19 protein-coding genes are annotated in these 20,739 nt (G+C 68.5%); 9 read left to right on the top strand and 10 right to left on the bottom strand.

Features of this window, described 5'->3' with window-relative positions:
* Window positions 1-71 precede the first annotated feature (71 nt).
* Window positions 72-1,220, top strand: a complete 1,149-nt coding sequence (locus tag H0B43_RS03130; protein WP_185729335.1) for a DUF4192 domain-containing protein — start codon at window positions 72-74, stop codon at window positions 1,218-1,220.
* 7 nt (window positions 1,221-1,227) lie between these two features.
* On the opposite strand, the gene galE is transcribed toward H0B43_RS03130, so the two are convergent.
* Both galE and H0B43_RS03120 read right to left on the bottom strand, forming a co-directional pair.
* Window positions 1,228-2,220 carry a UDP-glucose 4-epimerase GalE gene (gene galE, locus H0B43_RS03125; RefSeq protein WP_185729336.1) on the bottom strand — a complete coding sequence of 331 codons (993 nt, stop codon included), beginning with the start codon at window positions 2,218-2,220 and terminating at the stop codon, window positions 1,228-1,230.
* Between the two features lie 3 nt (window positions 2,221-2,223).
* A complete protein-coding gene (locus tag H0B43_RS03120) occupies window positions 2,224-2,916 on the bottom strand; it encodes a metal-dependent transcriptional regulator (protein ID WP_073360025.1) in 693 nt (230 codons plus the stop codon).
* A gap of 133 nt (window positions 2,917-3,049) precedes the next feature.
* On the opposite strand from H0B43_RS03120, the gene H0B43_RS03115 reads away from it, so the two are divergent.
* Both H0B43_RS03115 and H0B43_RS03110 read left to right on the top strand, forming a co-directional pair.
* Entirely contained in the window at window positions 3,050-4,321 is a 1,272-nt protein-coding gene (locus H0B43_RS03115; protein ID WP_185729337.1) for an acetoin utilization protein AcuC, read from the top strand.
* Window positions 4,314-7,043, top strand: a complete 2,730-nt coding sequence (locus tag H0B43_RS03110) for a GNAT family N-acetyltransferase (RefSeq protein WP_312033947.1) — start codon at window positions 4,314-4,316, stop codon at window positions 7,041-7,043. The genes H0B43_RS03115 and H0B43_RS03110 overlap by 8 nt, the downstream gene beginning before the upstream one ends.
* 88 nt (window positions 7,044-7,131) lie before the next feature.
* Here the strand turns inward: H0B43_RS03110 and H0B43_RS03105 are convergent, their stop codons facing one another.
* The 3 genes from H0B43_RS03105 to H0B43_RS03095 form a co-directional block, all read right to left on the bottom strand.
* Complete coding sequence (locus H0B43_RS03105; RefSeq protein ID WP_185729338.1) at window positions 7,132-8,103, bottom strand: sigma-70 family RNA polymerase sigma factor; 972 nt, start codon at window positions 8,101-8,103, stop codon at window positions 7,132-7,134.
* A gap of 166 nt (window positions 8,104-8,269) precedes the next feature.
* Complete coding sequence (locus tag H0B43_RS03100; protein WP_185729339.1) at window positions 8,270-9,751, bottom strand: methyltransferase; 1,482 nt, start codon at window positions 9,749-9,751, stop codon at window positions 8,270-8,272.
* A 34-nt stretch (window positions 9,752-9,785) separates the two neighbouring features.
* A complete protein-coding gene (locus H0B43_RS03095) occupies window positions 9,786-10,145 on the bottom strand; it encodes a DUF3099 domain-containing protein (RefSeq protein ID WP_185729340.1) in 360 nt (119 codons plus the stop codon).
* A gap of 87 nt (window positions 10,146-10,232) precedes the next feature.
* On the opposite strand from H0B43_RS03095, the gene H0B43_RS03090 reads away from it, so the two are divergent.
* On the top strand, window positions 10,233-10,469 hold the full coding sequence (locus H0B43_RS03090) for a DUF3039 domain-containing protein (protein WP_185729341.1): 237 nt from the start codon (window positions 10,233-10,235) through the stop codon (window positions 10,467-10,469).
* On the opposite strand, the gene H0B43_RS03085 is transcribed toward H0B43_RS03090, so the two are convergent.
* On the bottom strand, window positions 10,442-11,608 hold the full coding sequence (locus tag H0B43_RS03085) for a YihY/virulence factor BrkB family protein (protein WP_185729342.1): 1,167 nt from the start codon (window positions 11,606-11,608) through the stop codon (window positions 10,442-10,444). The two genes, H0B43_RS03090 and H0B43_RS03085, sit on opposite strands and share 28 nt — an antisense overlap.
* Window positions 11,609-11,862: 254 nt before the next feature.
* Here H0B43_RS03085 and H0B43_RS03080 point away from each other — a divergent pair, with 254 nt between their 5' ends.
* Window positions 11,863-13,626 carry a DEAD/DEAH box helicase gene (locus H0B43_RS03080; protein WP_185730130.1) on the top strand — a complete coding sequence of 588 codons (1,764 nt, stop codon included), beginning with the start codon at window positions 11,863-11,865 and terminating at the stop codon, window positions 13,624-13,626.
* Between the two features lie 107 nt (window positions 13,627-13,733).
* On the opposite strand, the gene H0B43_RS41295 is transcribed toward H0B43_RS03080, so the two are convergent.
* Window positions 13,734-13,928 (bottom strand): hypothetical protein, encoded by a 195-nt coding sequence (locus tag H0B43_RS41295; RefSeq protein WP_005240831.1) that lies wholly within the window; start codon window positions 13,926-13,928, stop codon window positions 13,734-13,736.
* Window positions 13,929-14,188: 260 nt separating this feature from the next.
* Between H0B43_RS41295 and H0B43_RS03075 the strand changes: the two genes are divergently transcribed.
* From H0B43_RS03075 to H0B43_RS03065, 3 genes are read left to right on the top strand one after another with little or no spacing between them, the layout of a single operon-like run.
* Window positions 14,189-14,563, top strand: coding sequence for a DUF952 domain-containing protein (locus H0B43_RS03075; protein ID WP_185729343.1), 375 nt, complete (start codon window positions 14,189-14,191; stop codon window positions 14,561-14,563).
* Between the two features lie 47 nt (window positions 14,564-14,610).
* Window positions 14,611-15,093 carry a cation:proton antiporter regulatory subunit gene (locus H0B43_RS03070; protein ID WP_185729344.1) on the top strand — a complete coding sequence of 161 codons (483 nt, stop codon included), beginning with the start codon at window positions 14,611-14,613 and terminating at the stop codon, window positions 15,091-15,093.
* A gap of 7 nt (window positions 15,094-15,100) precedes the next feature.
* Entirely contained in the window at window positions 15,101-16,273 is a 1,173-nt protein-coding gene (locus H0B43_RS03065; RefSeq protein ID WP_185729345.1) for a cation:proton antiporter, read from the top strand.
* A 71-nt stretch (window positions 16,274-16,344) separates the two neighbouring features.
* Here the strand turns inward: H0B43_RS03065 and H0B43_RS03060 are convergent, their stop codons facing one another.
* Window positions 16,345-17,718 (bottom strand): RNA polymerase sigma factor, encoded by a 1,374-nt coding sequence (locus H0B43_RS03060; RefSeq protein WP_185729346.1) that lies wholly within the window; start codon window positions 17,716-17,718, stop codon window positions 16,345-16,347.
* 121 nt (window positions 17,719-17,839) lie between these two features.
* The gene (gene ppgK / locus H0B43_RS03055) at window positions 17,840-18,592 is read right to left on the bottom strand and encodes a polyphosphate--glucose phosphotransferase (RefSeq protein ID WP_185729347.1); all 753 of its coding nucleotides are present in this window, start codon (window positions 18,590-18,592) and stop codon (window positions 17,840-17,842) included.
* Between the two features lie 179 nt (window positions 18,593-18,771).
* Here ppgK and H0B43_RS03050 point away from each other — a divergent pair, with 179 nt between their 5' ends.
* Window positions 18,772-19,674, top strand: a complete 903-nt coding sequence (locus tag H0B43_RS03050; protein WP_185729348.1) for an inositol monophosphatase family protein — start codon at window positions 18,772-18,774, stop codon at window positions 19,672-19,674.
* Between the two features lie 7 nt (window positions 19,675-19,681).
* Here H0B43_RS03050 and cei read toward each other — a convergent pair whose 3' ends face one another.
* Entirely contained in the window at window positions 19,682-20,371 is a 690-nt protein-coding gene (gene cei, locus H0B43_RS03045) for an envelope integrity protein Cei (RefSeq protein WP_185729349.1), read from the bottom strand.
* Window positions 20,372-20,739: the final 368 nt, after the last annotated feature.

Raw genomic sequence — 20,739 nt, 5'->3', positions numbered from 1 at the left:
CATCCACAGGCCTCTGTGTTTCCCCAGTTCGCCCGCCGAGCCCGCGACGTCGACACGACAGAGTCTGGCGTATGACGACACCCGCATTTCCCCACGGTTCCGGCTTCTCCGACGACCCCGGCGGGGAACCGCCCCCGCAGCAGCACACCGTCACGCTGTCCGCACCGGGCGACCTCCTCGCCTCGGTTCCCGCGCTGCTCGGATTCCGGCCGGCCCGGTCGATCGTGGCGGTGTGCCTGACCGGGAAGCGCAACGCGTCGGTCGGCGCCGTCATGAGACACGACCTGGTCCTCGGAGGTGCAGGAAAGCCGACCCCGATGATGTGCGCGGCGCTCGGCCAGTTCGCCACCGTCTGTGAGCGTGACCGCGCCGGCGGGGTGATCCTGGTTCTCGTCGACGACCGTTTCACCGGACCGTCCGCGCTCTGTCTCGCCGAATTATCCGCGATCGTCGAAGAATTCGAGGAGCTCCTCGACTTCACGTCGACCGACCTTCTCGACGTCTTCCTCACGGCGGAGATCGCTTCGGGCGGTGCATGGTTCAGCCTCTTCGGCGGTAATTACGGCGTCCAGTCCGACCCGGCGTCGTCCCGCGTCGCGCTCGCGCGGGTCCTCGAGGGCAGGCCCATCCGCGCCTCGCGCGAGGAGATGGAGGCCACGATCGAGGTCGGGCCGGTGCTCGAACGGATGCAGATCGCCGCTCTGATCGAACGTGGCCGCCCGTCATCGCTGCTGCGAAGGAAACTGGCAGAGCGATCGTCCATGCCGGATCGCTGCAGCCGGCTCGAGCTCGAACTGGTACTGACCCACGTGGCGCGGGTGTCGTCCGGTGAGAGACTCCTCGCGCCGGAATACGCGGAACTCGCGCTCGCGCTGGACAATGTCACCGTTCGGGACAGTGTGCTCGCGCTCGCCGTCGGCCCGTACGCCGAGGATGCCGAGCAATTGTGGATTCTCCTGGCCCGCAACCTCCCCGACCCGGAACGCGCGAACCCGGCGGCGCTGCTCGGCTACAGCGCCTACCTGCGGGGCGACGGGCCGTTCGCCGGCATCGCGTTGGACGCCGCCCTCGACTCGGAGCCCGGGCACGTACTGGCCACCCTGCTGGACGGTGCACTACACAGCGGAATGCGGCCGGCGGAGGTGCGGGGACTGGCCGACGTCGGCTACGAACGCGCGAGCGCGGTCGGTGTCGTGCTGCCCCCGCCCCTCGCCGGATGAGCCGGCGTCAGCGACGTGCCGCGTGCGACCGGTCGCCCAGATTCTGCAAATATGTCCAGGCGTCGGCGACGATCTCGTCGAGGTCGGTGTGTTCCGGACGCCACCCGAGTTCCGCGATGGCACGGTCGCTCGATGCCACCAGCACGGCGGGATCGCCCGCCCGGCGTGGCGCGTCCTCGACCGCGATGGGCAGCCCGGTGACCCGGGCGCATGCCGAGATGACCTCGCGCACACTGAAACCCGCACCGCTACCGAGGTTATAGATTCGGTGCCTGCCCTCGATCGACGACTCCAGTGCCAGCACGTGCGCCTCGGCGAGGTCGAGCACGTGAATGTAGTCGCGGATCGCGGTTCCGTCCGGCGTGGGCCAGTCGGTGCCGAAGATGGAGATCTTCTCCCGCTGGCCGAGCGCGACCTGGAGCACGAGAGGAATCAAATGAGTTTCGACGACCCGGTTCTCGCCGGCCGACTTGTACGCGCCCGCGACGTTGAAGTACCGCAGGCTGGTCGCCGCGAGCGAATGAGCCACCGAGTACGACGTGATGGCATGGTCGATCGCGAGTTTCGTCGCTCCGTACGGGTTGGTGGGCCGAGTGGGGTCGGCCTCCGTGATCGGCGAGTGCTCGGGCTCGCCGTAAGTGGCGGCCGTCGACGAGAACACCAGCTTCTGCGTCCCCGAATTCCGCATGGCCTCCAGAAGTTCCAGCGTGGTGACGACGTTTCCGCGCCAGTACTTCTCGGGATACTCGACGGACTCGCCGACCAGCGACTGCGCCGCGAAGTGCAGGACGCCGTCGAAGCGGGGAGTGCCGCTCGTGCCGAGTACGTCCGACACCACCTCCGCGACGTCGCCCTCGACGAACTCGGCGCCGAGCGGCACCGCGTCTGCGTTACCGGTGGACAGGTCGTCGATGACGACGACCTCGTGTCCTCGTTCGAGCAGGACTGTGCTGCAGACGCTGCCGACGTAGCCGGCGCCGCCCGTGACCAGAAGTTTCATCGACTATCCCTGAACCTGCTTCACCTGGACGGCGTGTGCCATCTCCTCCGACAGATCGAAACCGCTGTGGCCGGGCACCGTGATCGTGACGGAACCCGGCTTGGTCTCGACGGTGACGCGCGCGTCGGGCACCACGCCCGCCTCCCGCAGCTGGCCGATGACGTCCGGATCCGACTGCACGTGCTCGGCGAGGCGCCGGACCACGACCGCGGTCGGTTTGCCGGGCGGTACGTCGGTGAGACGGATCAGCGTCTCGGGGGCGTCGACCGGGCGATCGAGCCCGAGTTGCGCGAGCCCCGGAATCGGGTTGCCGTACGGCGACGTCGTCGGATTGTTGAGCACCTCCACCAGGCGCCGTTCCACCTCTTCGCTCATGACGTGCTCCCAGCGGCACGCCTCCGCGTGAACCTCTTCCCATTTGAGGCCGATGACATCGACCAGGAGCCGCTCGGCGAGGCGGTGCTTCCGCATCACCGACACCGCGAGTTCGCGGCCCTTCTCCGTCAGTTCCAGGTGGCGGTCACCGGCGACCAGGAGGAGACCGTCGCGCTCCATCCGGGCGACGGTCTGGCTGACCGTCGGACCGCTCTGCTCGAGTCGTTCGGCAATACGTGCTCGAAGGGGGACGACGCCCTCTTCTTCCAAGTCGTAGATCGTCCGGAGATACATCTCCGTGGTGTCGACCAGATCCTTCACACTCACACCCCTTCGTCTCGGATGATTCTACCGGTGATTGCCCCGCACCGGCGCCGTCCGCCCCGCAGCGCGTCGACGCCAGTCGTAGCGGGGTCTGCTCGCACCCTCCGCCGGGTACCAGTAGCGTGAGTCCATGACCGCGTCGTTCAGTTCCGGGGAGGATTCGGCTGCACTGGTATCGAACCGTGCCGTCGTGTGGAGCCCGGACTATCTCAGCTATCGGTGGAGTGCGGACCACCCGATGAACCCCACCCGGCTCGAGCTGACCATGTCGCTCGCCCGCAGCCTCGGGATTCTGGAGGGGGTCGAACTGTTGCGGCCCGACGCCGCGTCGGACGCGGATCTGCTGCGGATCCACACCCCCGCGTACGTCGACGCCGTCAAGCAGGCCGGGCACTCGGCGACGTCGGGTGTTCTCGGCGCGGACGCCCCGCACGGGCTCGGCACCGAGGACAATCCCGTTTTCCCCCAAATGCACGAAGCGAGCGCGATCCTCGCAGGCGGGTCGCTCGCCGCGGCGCGGGAGATCGCTGCGGGGCGCACGCGGCGGGCGGTGAGCATCGGCGGCGGCATGCACCACGCGATGCCCGACTGGGCGTCCGGCTTCTGCGTCTACAACGACGTCGCCATCGCCGTGTCCTGGCTACTGGACAACGGTTTCGACCGGATCGCCTATATCGACGTCGACGCACACCACGGGGACGGGGTGCAGCACGCGTTCGCGGGCGACCCCCGGGTGCTGACGATCTCGCTTCACCAGCATCCGGCGACGCTCTGGCCTAACACCGGGTGGTCGAGCGAAGTCGGTGAGGGGGCCGCGGAGGGCACCGCCGTCAACCTCCCGGTGCTGCCCGGCACCGTCGATGCGTTGTGGCTGCGCGGTTTCCATGCCGTCGTCCCGGGGGCTCTCGCGGCGTTCCGGCCCCAGATCGTGATCAGCCAGTGCGGCGTCGACAGCCACCGCGAGGATCCGTTGGCCGACCTCGCGCTGACGGTCGACGGCCAGCGGGCCGCGTTTCTCGCGATGCGCGATCTGGCCGACCGCTACGCCGAAGGTCGCTGGCTGGCCGTCGGCGGCGGTGGGTACGGACTCGTCCGCGTCGTGCCCCGCGCCTGGACGCACCTCATCGCGGCGGCACTTGATCGCGAGATCGACACGGCCCGTGCCGTACCCGCGGACTGGCAGGAGCGGGCCCATGTCCTCGCGCCCAGCGTGGACCTGCCGGACACGATGGGCGACGGCGGTGAGATCGACTACCTGCCGTGGGACGGACCCGGCGGCACACCGGAGACCGGGATCCCGTCGGTCGACCGCGCCCTGATCCGTATCGACTCGGCCGTCATCGCCACCCGCCGCGCCTGCTTCCCTCTACTCGGACTGGACCCGGAGGATCCCCGTGACTGAGCCGACGGACGGTACCGCCACGACGGACGGCAGCGCACAGCCGGTCACGGCCGAGTCGAAGGCGAATCCGCCCGACGCCGCGCACAACTACCCGCGGCAGTGGGTCGCCGACGTGCTCGCGGCGGACGGCGGTGCGGTCGCGCTGCGGCCGATCGTTCCCGAGGACGCGGACAAACTCGTCGCGTTTCATTCGAAGCTCTCCGAACGCACCCGTTATCTGCGGTATTTCGGCCCGTACCCGACCATGTCGCAACGGGACATCGTCCACTTCACCACGGTCGACCACCACGACCGGGTGGCGTTCGTAGTGCTGCTCGGCGACGAGATCATCGCCGTCGGGCGCTACGAACGGCTCATCGGCGAAGGGGACGGCAAGTCCGCGGAGGTGGCGTTCGTCGTCGCCGACGCGCATCAGGGCCGTGGACTGGGCCCGATCCTGCTCGAGCATCTGGCGGCAGCGGCCGCGGAGAACGGCCTGACGATGTTCGTCGCCGAGGTGCTCGCGGAGAACCGGAACATGGTGACGGTCTTCCGCGAGGCGGGATATCAGGTGAGCCGCAGTTTCGAGGGCGGAGTACTGCGGCTCGAGTTCGCGATCGACCCCACCGAAGCGATGGTGTCCGTACGCAATTCCCGCGAGCGTGCGGCGGAGGCGCGCAGCATGCGCAACGTGCTCAGCCCGCGATCGGTCGCGGTGATCGGTGCGTCCACCGACCGGGCGAAGGTCGGCAACGCCGTTCTGACGAACCTGCTGCGGGCGGGATTCACCGGCCCGGTGTACCCCGTCAATGCCGAGCATCGTTCGGTTCACGGTGTGCGCGCGTACCCGACGGTCCGCGACATCCCCGACGAGGTGGATCTCGCCGTCGTCGCCGTTCCGGCCGAATCGATCAACGCCGTCCTCGACGACTGCCTCGACAAGGGAGTCAAGGCGCTCGTCGTCGTGTCTTCGGGTTTCAGCGAAACCGGTTCGGACGGAAGGCAGTCCGAACGGCGGCTCGTTCATGCCGCGCGTGCGCACGGGATGCGGCTGATCGGTCCCAACGCGCTCGGCGTGGCCAATAACGACCGCGAGGTGTCGCTGAACGCGACACTCGCACCCGTGCTCCCGAGTCCGGGCAACGTCGGGTTCTTCTGCCAGTCCGGTGCACTCGGCATCGCCATCCTAGACGAGGCCGCGCGAAGCAGAATCGGCTTGTCCGCCTTCGTCTCCGCGGGTAACCGCGCCGACGTCTCCGGCAACGACCTCCTGCAGTACTGGGATTCGGATCCGGCTACCGAGGTGGTGCTGCTGTATCTGGAGAGTTTCGGTAATCCGCGCAAGTTCTCGCGCATCGCGCGCCGGGTGGCGAGGAACAAGCCGATCGTCGCGGTCAAGAGCGGCCGGCACGCCGTCCCGCCCGCCCTGGCGGCCAGCAGCGGCGAGATGGACGATTCGATCGTCCGCGCCCTGTTCGAGCAGGCAGGCGTCGTGCAGGTCGGGTCGATCTCCCAGCTGTTCGACTGCGCTCTGTTGTTCGGGTACCAGCCGCTGCCTGCGGGCCCCCGGCTCGCGGTGGTCGGAAACTCCACAGCGCTCGGTGTCCTCGCCGCGGACGCCGCGCGCAGTGAAGGCCTCCAAGTCGGCGACCCTGTCGACCTCGGCCCGCAGGCCGGTCCCGAGGAATTCGCGACGGCGGTGCGGACCGCGCTGGCGTCGTTCGACGTCGATTCGGTGATCGCCGTGTTCGTCCCGCCAGTCGCCGTTCCCGCCGAACCGTATGCCCAGGCACTGCGCGAGGCGGTCCGGGAAGCGGACAAACCGGTGCTGACGACGTTCCTCGCGGCGGAGGGCGTGCCCGACGTGCTGGCCGTCCGGGGTGCGGACGGACACCCCACCCGGGGTTCGGTTCCCTCGTATCCCGGCCCGGAGCGCGCTGCCCTGGCGCTGGCGCGCGCGTGGCGGTACGCCGCGTGGAAGCGCAAGCCGTCCTCGAAGGTGTTGCGCCCCAACGGGATCGATCCGGAGCGGGCGAAGGATATGGTCGACGGCTGGCTCTCGACGTCGTCGGGACGCTGGCTCTCGGACTTCGAGGCGTCGCAGCTCCTCGCGTGCTACGGGGTGAACGTGGTGGACTTCCGGTCCGCCACCACCGAAGACGAGGCGGTGCAGGCCGCGGAGGAACTGGGATATCCGGTCGCGGTGAAGGCGACCGGGGAGCAGTGGCGGCACCGGCCCGACCTCGGGGGGGTCCGACTCGACCTGGTCGGACCCGATTCGGTCCGCTGGGCCTACCGCGACCTCGCCGCCGCGTCCGGCGAACCGCTGCTCCACGTGCAGCGGATGGCCACCAAGGGAATCGGCTGCGTGGTGGGCGTGCAGGACGACCCGTCGTTCGGTTCGCTCATCTCGTTCGGGCTGGCCGGCGTGATCTCGGACCTCCTCGGTGACCGCGCCTACCGGGTACTGCCCCTCACCGAGGACGCCGCGGCGGAACTGATCGACGCACCGAAGGCCGCGCCGCTGCTGTCCGGATATCGCAGCGCGGTGCCCGTGAACAAATCGGCCCTCGTCGACCTGGTGCAGCGGATCTCCGCCCTCGCCGACGACCTTCCGGAGGTCCGGGAACTGGCGTGCGAACCCGTACTCGCCTCGGCGGAGGGCGCGCAGGTCACCGATTCCCGCGTGAGGATCGGCCCGGAACCGAGTGTCGCCGACCTCGGTCCCCGCCGCCTCCGCTGACCCGGTCCCGACGTCCGGGAGACAGCACGACGCCGGTGCCGGTCGCGTACGACCGGCACCGGCGTCGATTCCAGTGGGTGACCCGGGGTCAGCTGGCGTAGGAGCGCAGCCGCTCGGCGCGATCGCCCTGCCGCAGCTTGCCCATCACTTCCCGCTCGATCTGACGGACACGCTCGCGGGAGAGCCCGAAGAGCTTGCCGATCTGGTCGAGGGTGCGCGGCTGGCCGTCGTCCAGGCCGTAGCGCAGGCGGATGACCTGCTGCTCACGTTCGTCGAGGGTGGCCAGCACGCTGCGCACGTCGCTGTGCAGGAGGCCCGCGATGACGGCGTTCTCCGCCGACGTGGCCTCCGAGTCCTCGATGAAGTCGCCCAGAGGAGCCTCCTCGTCGTTGCCGACCGGCATGTCGAGGCTGACCGGGTCGCGGCTGTGGTCGAGGAGATCGGCGATCTTGTGTGCCGGGATTCCGGACTCCTCGGCGAGTTCGTCGTCGGTGGCCTCGCGCCCGAGTTGCTGATGCAGCTCACGCTTGATGCGGGCCAGCTTGTTGACCTGCTCCACGAGGTGCACCGGCAGTCGGATCGTCCGGCTCTGATCGGCCATGCCGCGGGTGATCGCCTGACGAATCCACCAGGTTGCATATGTCGAGAACTTGAAACCCTTCGCGTAGTCGAACTTCTCCATCGCGCGGATCAGGCCCAGGTTGCCCTCCTGGATGAGGTCCAGGAGCGGCATCCCCCGGCCGGTGTACCGCTTCGCGAGCGACACGACGAGCCGCAGGTTGGCCTCGAGGAGGTGAGCGCGGGCGGACTGGCCTTCACGGACGATCGTCGCGAGGTCGCGCTTCTTGGCGGGGGAGAGTCGCTTCCCGGTGTCCAGGATGTGTGCCGCGTACAGCCCAGCTTCGATTCGCTTGGACAGTTCCACCTCGTCTGCAGCCGTCAGCAGAGCGGTGCGGCCGATTCCGTTCAGGTAGACGCGGACCAGGTCGGCAGCGGGGCTCTGGGCGTCCAGATCGGCGGCGCTGGGGCGAATGCGAGTAGTGGTGCTGGGGCTTGTCATGACTTGCCTCCTCATCGGTGGTGTCTCATATGGATCAACGCACCGAAGGCCTGGGAAAGTTCCCGGCCGGTAATTTACGAAGAGGCTGTGACCTGCGGGTTCCTCGATTCGGTCCTGAGAAGTTGCTGAGAACACGTATAAGGGGGACCAGTCGAGAACCCGCCGGCTACGCGGGGAGCACCAGTCCGTGCCGGACGAGGGCGTGCACGAGGGGGACGGCGGACTGCGCGAGTTCTTCGGCGTCGACGCCGTGGGCGGCCGCGAGAAGTTCGATCAGTTCGCCCAGAACGAGGCCGTCGCTGCCGCGCATGCCGGCGACGAGGGAGGCGACGAGATCGTCGACCTCGTGCTGCCACGCCGGGCCGTTGCCGCGGTGCAACCGTGCAACCACCTGAGTCCAGCCCTCGTCGCCGGGGAGGAACACCCGCTCGAGGGCGGTGCTCTCCTCGACGCGGAACCGCGCGGCGAGCACGTCGTTCTCGCGCAGCCACGCCACCCGGTCGAAATATCCGAGTGCCTCCGCGCCGAGCGGGTCGCCGAAGCCGTGGGTGAGATCTTCCGCCATCAGGTCGGTGGGCGCGTCGGTCCGGCGCAGGTAGACGAACCCGAAGCCGATGCCCTCCACGTCGGCGCTCGCCAGGTGATCCAGCCAGTCCTCCGCGATCGCCGCCGAAGCCGGGTCGCGGGTGTCGAGGCCGCCGTCCCGCATCCAGGTGCCGACGTACAGCGCGGGGTCCGCGACATCGCGCTGCACCACCCACGCATCGATACCGTGGGCCGGAAGCCAGGACGCCACCCGGGCCCGCCAGTCCTCGCCCTCGACGTGGATCCAGGACGCCAGCAGCGCCGCCGTGCCGCCGGGAGCCAGGTAGTCGGCGACCCCGGAGATCATCAATTCGCTCGCGCCGTCGAGGTCGAGACCCGAGTCGCGGTACGTGTGCCCCACCCGTGCGCGGCTGACGACGAACGGCGGATTCGCCACCACCTGATCGAACGTGCGGCCGGCGACCGGCTCGAACCACGATCCGGCGAGCAGTTCCATCTCCTCCTCGTTGAGTGCGGCCGTGACGGCCGCGAGGTCGACGGCACGGACGTTGAGGTCCGTGGCCGTCACCGCGCCGGCGTAGGAGGTTCCGTGCAGCGCCTGGATACCGCAGCCGGTGCCGACGTCGAGGAGCGACCCGACCGGTGCAGTCGGGGTGGCCTGCAACAGCGACAGCGACGCATGCCCGACGCCGATGACGTGATCGACCGGGGTCTCGCGGGGACGGAGGGACCCGTCGAGGTCGGAGACCACCCACCGGTTGCCGCCGCCGATGTCCATGGGCCGGAGGTCGAGGGCGGCCCGGACGACGTCGCCGTCGGACTCGAGCAGGCCCGCCGCGACGGCGTCCTCGACCGGGAGCGGGGCCAGCGCCGCGGCCACCTCGGCGGCGGGACAGTCGTCGGTGAGGAGGAACAGCCGGATCAGGGTTCCCAGTTCGCCGCAGCCGGCACTGGCCCGGCGCACCGGGACGGGTTCGTTGCGGCTCAGTGCGGCGTGGTTCTCGGGGCCCAGCGCGTCGAGCAGGGTGTCCGTGTCGTACCGGTTGCGGCGGAGCGCCTCACGCAGAGAGGGGCAGATCGACAGCAGTTCGTCACGGTTCACCCGTGCATTGTGTCAGTACGCGACCGCGGCGGCGTCAGCCCTCGATGGTGTGGTGCGGCGGCGCGGGCAGGGCGGTGCTCGGCGACTCGCGGTGGTCGTAGCGGCTGGGTTCGTCCTTTGTGCGCGGAGGCCGGTCGTTCGCGATGAGGACCGCGATCCACGGCAGCGGGATCGACAGGCCGATGATCGCCATCGAGATCCACGGGTTCTCCCAGATGCCGTACGCCACCGCCGCGAAGATCAGCGCGGGGAACCGGAACGACATGATGAGCAGGTACTTGCGGACACGGGCGCGATGTTGTTCCTCGATCGATCGCGCGGCTTCGGTGATGAGAACCGGATTGTTCGGTGAGCCGGCGTCGTCGGACGCGCCGAACCCTGCACTTCGTGCCATGACTCCACTGTTCCACTGTCGGGCGGCAATTGCACACACGGGGCGGCAGGGGGTGGGATCGCGGGCCGGTTGCGGCATTATTGAGGGGTGAGCACTCAAACCAAGGAACGGCCCGACGTCACCACCGACGAGTCGACCGATGACGACACTCCCAAAGTCTTCCATTACGTGAAGAAGAACAAGATTGCGGAGAGCGCCGTCATGGGCACCCACGTCGTCGCCCTGTGCGGCGAGGTGTTCCCGGTGACGAAATCCGCGAAGCCGGGATCGCCCGTCTGCCCCGACTGCAAGAAGATCTACGAAGGATTGCGCAAGGGCGACTGAGGCTTCGCTGCCCGTCGCACACCCGGTGGCTCGGGACGCTCCGGTACCGAGCTGTCGGGCTCGCTGTCCCCGGACGCCGGGGCCGGACGGTCCGATGGGGGCCGGTCACCGACGATCTTGATCGGACCCGTCGCGATGCGCCGCGTGAGGCTGGTCACCGGGTTCGCCGACGGCGAGCCCTCGGCCTGCGCCGCGATCCAGTCCTTCATCTGATCGATACGGGTGGCGCGGGCGGGCCAGAATTCCTGGACGGTGGCGTTGAACTCGGCGCCGAGCACCACCGCGAACCCCAGGAAGAACGTGAACAGCAGGAACGCGATCGGTGTGGCCAATGCCCCATACGTGTATCCCGTACCCGCGACCCAGGACAGGTACCAGCGCAGGCAGGTGCTGGCGCCGAGGAAGAACACGCCCGCGACCAGTGCGCCGCCGAGCAGTCGGTGCCACGGCAGCGACCGGGGCAGTGCCACCTTGTAGAGGGTGGTCAGCCCGACGATCAGCAGCAGCCCGACGGCGGGGTAGTAGAACGTGTCGACGATCTCCGTCCCGATGGTCCGCCACGCCTCGGGGAGTACCCGGCCGACGAGGGTCGGTCCCAGCGCGACCAGCGGCAGGGTGAACACGGCGAGGATCAGGAACATCACGTAGAGCAGCAAGGCGAATAGGCGCTGCCACACCGGGTGCCGCGCCTCCTGCTGCCCGTGGGCCTCGACGATCGAGTCCACGAACGTGGAGATGGCGGACGACCCCGCCCACAGGGACAGCAGAAAGCTCAGCGACACGATCTCGGGACGTCCCCGTTGGAGCACGTCGCCGACCGTCGGCCGGATGATCTGCTCGACGACGTTGTCGCTGAACACCGTCCCGCTGAAGTTGATGATCTTGGACTGGATGATGTCGACCGTGTCGGGTCCGAACCAGCCGCCGACGTATCCCAGCATTCCGAGAAGCCCCAGCAGGAGCGGTGGCAGCGACAGCGTCTGCCAGAACGCCGCCGTGGCAGCCTTCCCGAAGATCGAGTCGTCCCAGGCCTTGCTCGCTGTGCGGCCGATCACGCTCAGCGTCCGACGTAGCGGATGCCACCCGGACTGCGGTGCGTCGCCGCCACCATCCGGCGTTTTCGAGGGCGTTTCGGTCATGATGTTTCCAGCATCCCTGACGACACGCCCGGTTGCCCACCGCTGCGGTCCCCGTGTCGCGACAAATCTGCCACTATCGGAACTCGCGAATGCGGTTCACGTCGGATCCGGGCGCTAGGCTCCTTGACGGACAGCGCCTTCGGGTCTGGACCCGGACATGTCGATCGAATACCGAGGAGTGCAACAAACAGTGCCATGTCAGCGGAGGGCAGCCCGTGAGTGCTGAGACAGTGGGCTCCCACTCGGCGCCGAGAGTGGAAACCGAGGCCGCGCAGATAGTGGGCACCGAGGCCTACCTCGCACAGACCGAACCGGCCAGACCCTCGGGTTCACTGCGCGCCTGGCAGCGTCGCGCGTTGACCAAGTATCTGTCCACCGGGCCGCAGGACTTCCTCGCGGTCGCGACGCCGGGTGCCGGCAAGACCACGTTCGCGCTGCGCGTCGCGTCGGAGTTGCTGCGCGACCGCACCGTCGACCAGGTCACCGTGGTCGCGCCCACCGAGCACCTCAAGCACCAGTGGGCCGAGTCGGCGGCGCGCAACGGCATCGCCCTGGACTCGTACTTCTCCAACTCGACCGGGCAGACGTCCAGCGACTATCAGGGTGTCGTGGTGACGTACGCGCAGGTCGCGTCCCATCCGTTCAAGCACCGCGTCCGCACCGAGAGCCGGCGCACACTGGTCATCCTCGACGAGATCCACCACGGCGGCGATGCGAAGAGCTGGGGTGACGCGATCCGGGAGGCGTTCGGTGACGCCACGCGCCGCCTCGCGCTCACCGGAACGCCCTTCCGCAGCGACGACAGCGCGATCCCGTTCGTGACCTACGAACCCGACCGCGAGGGCCTGATGCGCTCGAAGGCGGATCACTCCTACGGGTACTCCGACGCGCTCGCGGACGGCGTCGTCCGGCCCGTCGTGTTCCTGGCCTACTCCGGCGAGGCGCGCTGGCGGAACAATGCCGGCGAGGAGTTCTCGGCGCGTCTCGGGGAGCCGCTCAGCGCGGAGCAGACGGCCCGGGCGTGGCGGACGGCGCTGGACCCGTCGGGTGACTGGATTCCCGCCGTCCTGCACGCCGCCGACACGAGGCTCGGCCAGTTGCGCACGGGCGGCATGCCCGACGCGGGTGGTTTGGTGATCGCCACCGATCAGACCGTGGCCCGCGCCTACGCGCAGACGCTGAAGGCTGTCACCGGGGAAGATCCGGTCGTGGTGCTCTCCGACGATCCGACGGCGTCCAAGCGGATCGCGGAGTTCGGCGCGAGCACCCAGAAGTGGATGGTCGCCGTCCGCATGGTGTCGGAGGGCGTCGACGTGCCGCGCCTGGCCGTCGGCGTGTACGCCACCAGCGCGTCCACTCCGCTCTATTTCGCGCAGGCGATCGGACGATTCGTGCGGTCCCGCCGCAAGGGTGAGACGGCGAGCGTGTTCCTGCCGTCGGTGCCGGTGCTGCTCGACCTGGCCAGCCAGCTCGAGGCGCAGCGCGATCACGTGCTCGGCAAGCCGCACCGCGAGAAGGACGGCTTCGACGACGACCTTCTCGCCGACGCGAACAAGCAGAAGGACGAACTCGGCGAGGACGAGAAGGCCTTCACCTCCCTCGGTGCGGATGCCGAGCTCGATCAGGTGATCTACGACGGTTCGTCCTTCGGGACGGCCACGTTCTCGGGCTCCGACGAGGAGGCCGACTATCTCGGGCTGCCCGGTCTGCTCGACGCCGATCAGATGCGCGCCCTGCTGCGTCAGCGGCAGGCGGAGCAGCTGGACAAGCCGGCGCCGGCTCCCGCTGCGCCCGCCCACACGCCGGTGCCGCAGGTCGCGGACCGGGTCGCGGCGGCGGGACAGCTCGCGCAGCTGCGCCGGGAACTGAACAGCCTGGTCGCCATGCATCATCACAGGACCGGCAAACCGCACGGCACCATCCACGGCGAGCTGCGTCGCGTGTGCGGCGGGCCGCCCACGGCGATCGCCACCGTCGAGCAACTCACCGAGCGGATCTCCACGCTGCGGCAGTGGTGACCACCGTCTCCCGTCCGCCGAACAGACGAGACCGGCGAGTGCAGTGCACTCGCCGGTCTCGTGTCCTGAAAGAGGTGAGCCTGGGACGGGTCACCCGGGCTGACGTATCAGATTGCAGCTTCGGCTTCGGACACGATCGTGGCGTTCATCTCGCGAAGTCGGTCTGCGTGCTCGTTGGCGTGGTGACCGCAGAAGAGCAACTCTCCTCCGGTCGGAAGAACCGCGCGAACGCGGGCTCCCGCACCGCACCGGTCGCACCGGTCGGCTGCGGTCAACGGGGGGCTGGTCAGTGTTCCGGGCATGACTCCTCCGTACTGGCTTTTCGACTGATGCCGAGTGCCTGGGGCCTTGGTCCGCCGCGTCGGGGTGGCGCGGTGGATCTACTCTGTCAGACGTTTGAGGTTTACGCGTTGTTCCCGACGGCGTTTCTCAGTGTTGCATCACACACGAAATGCGCCGCAAATGCGCCGGACAAGCCCTGAAGAGGGCGGACGTGAACAGACCGAGCGGTCCGAGTTCGCTGACAGCTGATTCGGTTTCGGCGTGACGCTAGTCTCATCGTGTGAAATCCGAACCCGCTCGCCCCGGCCCATCCGACCGGCTCGTCCACCTGTGCAGCCGCGAGGAGTGGCAGAACGCGCAACGCGAAGGCCACCGCATCCCCGCCGGGTTCGCCGCCGACGGATTCATCCACCTGTCGACGCCGGCCCAGGTGCACCTGCCGGCCGGCAGGCTGTTCGCCGGGCGCACGGACCTCGTCCTGCTGACACTCGACCCCGCAGCCCTCGGTGCACCCGTCAAGTGGGAGCCGGGTGTCCCCACCGATCCGGCCTCGATGCTCTTCCCCCACCTGTACGGGCCGCTGCCCGTCACGGCGGTGACAGCGGTCGAGGACTACCGCCCCGGCGCCGACGGAACGTTCCCCGCCCGGCCCTGACGCGAGCCTCCCACGGTTGCCCCCACCGTTCGGACTACCGTGGAGACATGAACGTTGAAGTGACGCCGCTCCCGGGCATCGGGGTGCGTAAGGACTTCGAACTCGCCTCAGGTCGCCGCATCGGTGTCATCACCCATCGCGACGGTCGCACGGATCTGATCGTCTCGAAGGCCGACGACCCCGACGCGTGCGCCGCTTCCGTACCGCTCACCACCGAGGAGGCGGCGGTTCTCAGCAATCTGCTGGGTGCCCCGCAACTCGTAGCGCAGCTGGAAGAGGAGCACCGGGATCTGCCCGGCATCCGCACCAAGCAGCTGTACATCAAGGAAGATTCCCGTTTCGACGGCCGGCCGCTCGGCGACACGGCGATGCGGACCCGGACCGGGGTCTCGATCGTCGCGGTCATGCGGGCCGGGCAGGTCTACCCGTCGCCGAAACCTGATTTCCTGCTCACTTCGGGCGATCTCCTGGTCGCCGTCGGAACCACAGACGGACTGGACGCGTCAGCCAAGCTCCTGGCCAACGGCTGACCGTCCCGTGAACACCACCACGCTCGCGCTCATCGAACTGGGCGCGGTGTTCTTCGCGCTCGGCCTACTGGGCCGTCTCGCGGCTCAGTTCGGCATGTCGCCGATCCCGTTCTACCTTCTCGGCGGCCTCTGCTTCGGCAGCGGTGGGTTCGTCAATCTCGGTGACATCAGCGAGTTCAGCCATCTCGCCAGCGAGATCGGCGTGGTGCTCCTGCTGCTGTTGCTGGGACTGGAGTACACGGCGTCGGAACTCGTCACCGGTCTGCGCCGGTCGTGGATGGCCGGCGTCGTCGACGCCGTCCTCAATGCGGCGCCAGGCGCCGTCGTCGCGCTGATGCTGGGGTGGGGGACCACCGGTGCCGTCGTGATGGCCGGTGTCACCTACATCTCGTCGTCGGGCATCATCGCGAAGGTACTGAGCGACCTGGGGAGGCTCGGTAACCGCGAAACACCGGTCGTGCTCTCGATACTGGTGTTCGAGGATCTCGCGATGGCCGTGTACCTGCCGATCCTGACGGCCCTGCTCGCCGGCGTCAGTTTCGCCGGCGGACTCGAGGCCGTCGCGATCTCCCTCGTCGTGATCTCGGTCGTCCTCGTGATCGCTCTCCGGTACGGGCGCTACGTCTCGGCGCTGCTGGACAGCCCGGACAGCGAGACCCTGCTCCTGAAACTGCTCGGTGCCGCGCTCCTCGTCGCGGGCATCAGCTCGGCGATGCAGGTGTCGGCCGCCGTCGGCGCGTTCCTCCTCGGAATCGCGATCTCCGGGACGACCGCCCACAACGCCAGTCGTGTCCTCGAACCACTCCGCGATCTGTTCGCGGCCATGTTCTTCGTGGTGTTCGGGCTCAACACCGATCCCCGGGCGATCCCGCCGGTCCTCGGCTGGGCAGTTCTCCTCGCCGTGGTCACCGCGCTGACGAAGATGATCACCGGGGCGTGGGCGGCGAAACAGCAGGGCGTCGGGCGACTGGGCCGGGCCCGGGCCGGGGTCGCGCTGATCGCGCGCGGCGAGTTCTCGATCGTCATCGCAGGCCTGGCGTTGTCGGCCGGCGCCGTGGAGAGCGAACTCGTCGCGCTCGCCACCGCGTACGTCCTCTTGATGGCCGTCATCGGGCCGGTGGCGGCGCGGGTGGTCGAACCGGTGGCGAGCGCCTGGATCCGGGTCCGCACGAGCGCGTAGCGGGCCGCGGTCGCCCGCACGGCGATGCCCCCGCAACTCGCGCGGAGTCCGGGGGCATCGGGTTACAGCTGTCAGTCCAGGTAGTCGCGCAGCACCTGCGACCGCGAGGGGTGACGCAGCTTCGACATGGTCTTGGACTCGATCTGACGGATGCGCTCACGCGTGACCCCGTAGACCTGTCCGATCTCGTCGAGGGTGCGGGGCTGCCCGTCGGTCAGTCCGAAGCGCAGGCGCACGACGCCGGCCTCACGCTCGGACAGCGTCTCGAGCACCGACTGCAGCTGGTCCTGCAGCAGGGTGAACGACACGGCGTCGACGGCGACGACGGCCTCGGAATCCTCGATGAAGTCGCCGAGCTGGCTGTCTCCCTCGTCGCCGATCGTCTGGTCGAGGGAGATGGGCTCACGCGCGTACTGCTGGATCTCCAGCACCTTCTCGGGCGTGATGTCCATTTCCTTGGCGAGCTCTTCGGGAGTGGGCTCGCGACCCAGATCCTGCAGCAGCTCGCGCTGGATGCGGCCGAGCTTGTTGATGACCTCCACCATGTGCACCGGGATGCGAATGGTGCGGGCCTGGTCGGCCATCGCACGGGTGATGGCCTGGCGGATCCACCACGTGGCGTAGGTCGAGAACTTGTAGCCCTTCGTGTAGTCGAACTTCTCGACCGCGCGAATGAGGCCCAGGTTGCCTTCCTGGATCAGGTCGAGGAAGGCCATGCCGCGGCCGGTGTAGCGCTTGGCGAGCGACACGACGAGGCGGAGGTTCGCCTCGAGCAGGTGGTTCTTGGCGCGGTTGCCGTCGCGGCAGATCCAGCTCATGTCGCGGCGCTGTGCGGCGGGGAGCTTCTCCCCGGTATCGGACAGCTCCTGCATGATCTGCGTCGCGTAGAGCCCGGCCTCGATCCGCTTGGCGAGCTCGACCTCCTCTTCCGCGTTGAGGAGGGCGACCTTGCCGATCTGCTTGAGGTACGCGCGCACCGAGTCGGCGGACGCGGTGAGCTCGGCGTCCTTGCGGGCCTGACGGAGGGCCTCGGACTCCTCCTCGTCCCAGACGAAGTCGCCGGATGCCTTGTCCTTCTCGGACGGCTCCTCGGTCTCCTCGTCCTCGCCGACGGCGACGACCTCTACGACGTCGGACTCCACCTCGGCCAGGTCGCCTTCGGTGATGTCGATGTCCTCCATGTCGGCCGAGTCCTCGTCGAGGTCCTCGCCGTCCGCTGACTTACCGGCCGTGGCCTTCTTGGCGCCCGCCTTCTTCGCTGCCGCCTTCTTGGCCGGCGCCTTCTTCGCTGCTGCCTTCTTGGCCGGCGCCTTCTTGGCCGCCGGCTTCTTCACGGAAGTGTCTTCGGCTGCCGGAGCAGTGCCGGGGGCTGCCGCTCCGACTGGTGCTTCCGGTCCTGACTCCGAAGTCGAATCAGCAGTCTGACGTGTATCGGTGGCTGCCACGTACGCCCTTTCGTGACGGTGTCGTGCGGCGTCACGCCAGAGTGGTCATCCGGCGGAGAGGTCTACTGGTTTCGCCGGCGCGCAGCCGGGCCCTTCCATTGTAACGACCCATCCGAAATAGTTACGGAGCGATGCCCGTTTCGACCGCGAGAGCAGCACCGACGATGCCTGCCGTATTGAGCAGCGCAGCAGGTACGACAGGTGTCCTGTTCGTCAGATGCGGAATCCACTTCTCGTGTTTGCGGCTGATTCCGCCGCCGGCGATGAACAGATCCGGCGACATGAGGTTCTCGAACCGGGTGAGGACGCGGGTCACCTCGGCCGCCCACTCCTTGTAGGACAGATCCTTCTTCTCCTTCACCGACGACGCCGCCCGGTGCTCGGCCTCCTTGCCGTCCACCTCCATGTGCCCGAACTCGGTATTGGGGAGGAGGACGCCGTCGTGGAGGATCGCTGAGCCGATGCCCGTACCGAACGTGAGGAGGATGACGACCCCCCTCGCGTCCTTGCCCGCGCCGAGCGCGTCCTCGGCGATCCCCGCCGCGTCGGCGTCGTTGAGGACGGTGACGAGCCGGCCGCCGAGTGCGTCGGCGAACAGGGCACGCGCGTCCGTCCCGATCCAGTGCTTGTCGATGTTCGCGGCGGTCCGCGCCACTCCGCCGATGACGACACTGGGCAGGGTGATACCGACCGGTCCGTCCCACTCTGCCTGGCGGATGATCTCCGCGACGGTCTGCGCGACCGCCTTCGGGGTGGACGGCTGCGGTGTGAGCAACTTGATCCGATCCCCGACGAGTTCACCGGTCTCGAGGTCCACCACGCCGCCCTTGACGCCGCTGCCCCCGACGTCGACACCGAACCCGGTCTTGGTCATGGCGTGTGCTCCTCCGTGTCGACGACGACTGTTCTCCGGCGCGCTTCTGCTGTTCGTCACACTAGTGCGTCGAGACGACTTCGGTGGGTGACACGGGCCGACCGGGGAGGCGCTGCGCGTCGGGGCGCGGACAACGTCAGCGGTGGTGTGAGGCAGTGGAAGTGTGTTCCGATGGGTACGTGCATGCACCCCAGAGTTCAGACTCCCCGTCCGGCCACGTCGGCACCGATCCCCGCGAACTGCTCGCGGTCGCCGTCGCCGTCGCAGAGGAAGCCGCCGCGCACGTCCGCGCGAGGCGGCCCGAGGTGTTCGGAATCGTCGGGAAGCGAGCAGGATCCGGCGATTCCGTGACGGCCAAGAGCACCCCGACGGACCCGGTCACGGTGGTCGACACCGAGAGCGAGCACGTCATCCGGGACCGTCTCGCGGAGCTGCGCCCGGGTGATGCGATCCTCGGCGAAGAGGGTGGGGGAGAGGAACATTCCGTCGCGGGGGTGCGGTGGATCGTGGACCCGATCGACGGCACGGTGAACTTTCTGTACGGCGTGCCCGCCTACGCGGTGTCGGTGGCCGTCCAGATCGACGGGGTGTCCGTCGCCGGGGCCGTGGTCGACGTGGCAGCCGGTGCGACCTACGCCGCGGCCCGCGGCGGCGGCGCGACACTCACCGACGCGGACGGGCGGGTGAACGAACTCCGGTGCAACCCCGTGACCGACGTGTCGATGGCATTGCTCGCCACCGGATTCGGGTACGGCGCGGCGCGGCGGAAGGCCCAGGGCGCCCTCATCGCCGAGATCCTCCCGCGGGTGCGCGACATCCGCCGGATCGGTTCGGCGGCCCTCGATCTGTGCATGGTCGCGGCCGGCCGGGTCGACGCCCACTTCGAGCACGGGCTGAGCCCGTGGGACTGGGCCGCCGGGTCGTTGATCGCGACCGAGGCCGGAGCCCGCGTGCGAATCCCCGCTCCGCACACGTCGAGCGCGGACGGCGAGGTGGTGGTGGCGGCCGCTCCCGGCATCGCCGATGCGCTGGACACGCTGTTCGCCGAGACCGGGGCCGACGCCCCGATCCCGGAGGTGTGACCGACGGTCAGCAGCGGGCGGTACGCGCCGCCTTCAGGAGATCGATGTCGAGAGGTGCCGGTTGGGTTCCGGGCGGCGGATCCTTCAGCGACCGCAAAACCTCTTCGGCGTCGGTGTTCGGTGAGATCTTGCGGAAGTAGGTTCCGAGCGCCAGATCGACCGTGTCGTCGGTGCGCGTGTCTTCGATGAGCTCGGCGCACGGAGCGACCAGCCAGAGCGCACTCGCGGCGGCGACGCCATTGGGGCCGAACCGCAGCTGCCCCTGGCACTGCATGTTCTGGTCGACGTAGATCGGGTCGTTGCCCGCCTGCACGTCGGGGGCGCTCGCGAATCCGTAGTCGCTCAGCTGGGCGGCCACCTGCGCAGCCTGACCGTGTTCGCCGTTCGCGTTGAACACGCGCACCTTGGTGGCGGACAGTGCTGCAGGCTCCACGTCCCGCAGGGTCGACCCGTCGACACGTTCACCCAGCGTCTGTTGCGGCGGGGCGGCGGGGTCGACCGGCTGCGCCGCGGGCTGGGGCGCATTGCAGTCGACCGTCGTGGCGAGATCCTCGTCGTCGCCGAGAACGCCGATCCACACGATTGCGCCGAGCAGGGCGAGGACCGCGAACACCACGAGGATCGGCATCGCCCGGCGCCGCCGGAACGGACGACCCTTGTCGTCGTGCGAGCTGCCTTCGGTGATCAGTGAAACCACAGTGTGCCTCGACCTCTCCTACAGACTGCGCTCGTGACGAAACGCCCGTACAGCGCACCGATACCGGGCCCGGCCACGCGTTGTGGCACAGGTTCGGCACCTACCTTAGATCCCCGCGGCGTCATACCCCCGAACCCGTCCCCGTTGTGGAATGTCACAGCTTGCTGTGGTGTTGGTGACGATTAGCAGACAATTTGCGCGATCGGCCGATTCGGTTACGACTTTTGTACTTCCTTCGGCTACTGTCTGGCGGCCCCAGTCGTTCAAAGCGTTCAGAACGAGGGTCGGCAGAAGATGAAAAAAGAGGCGTAGATCATGTTTCCGGGGCCTGGTTCCGGGCACGTTCCCATCGGTTGCGGCGTTGTGTG

This window comes from Rhodococcus sp. 4CII, from assembly GCF_014256275.1.
GTDB lineage: Bacteria > Actinomycetota > Actinomycetes > Mycobacteriales > Mycobacteriaceae > Rhodococcus_F > Rhodococcus_F wratislaviensis_A.
Note: the sequence above shows the minus strand (reverse complement) of the source record. Positions and strands in the feature narration are given on the sequence as shown.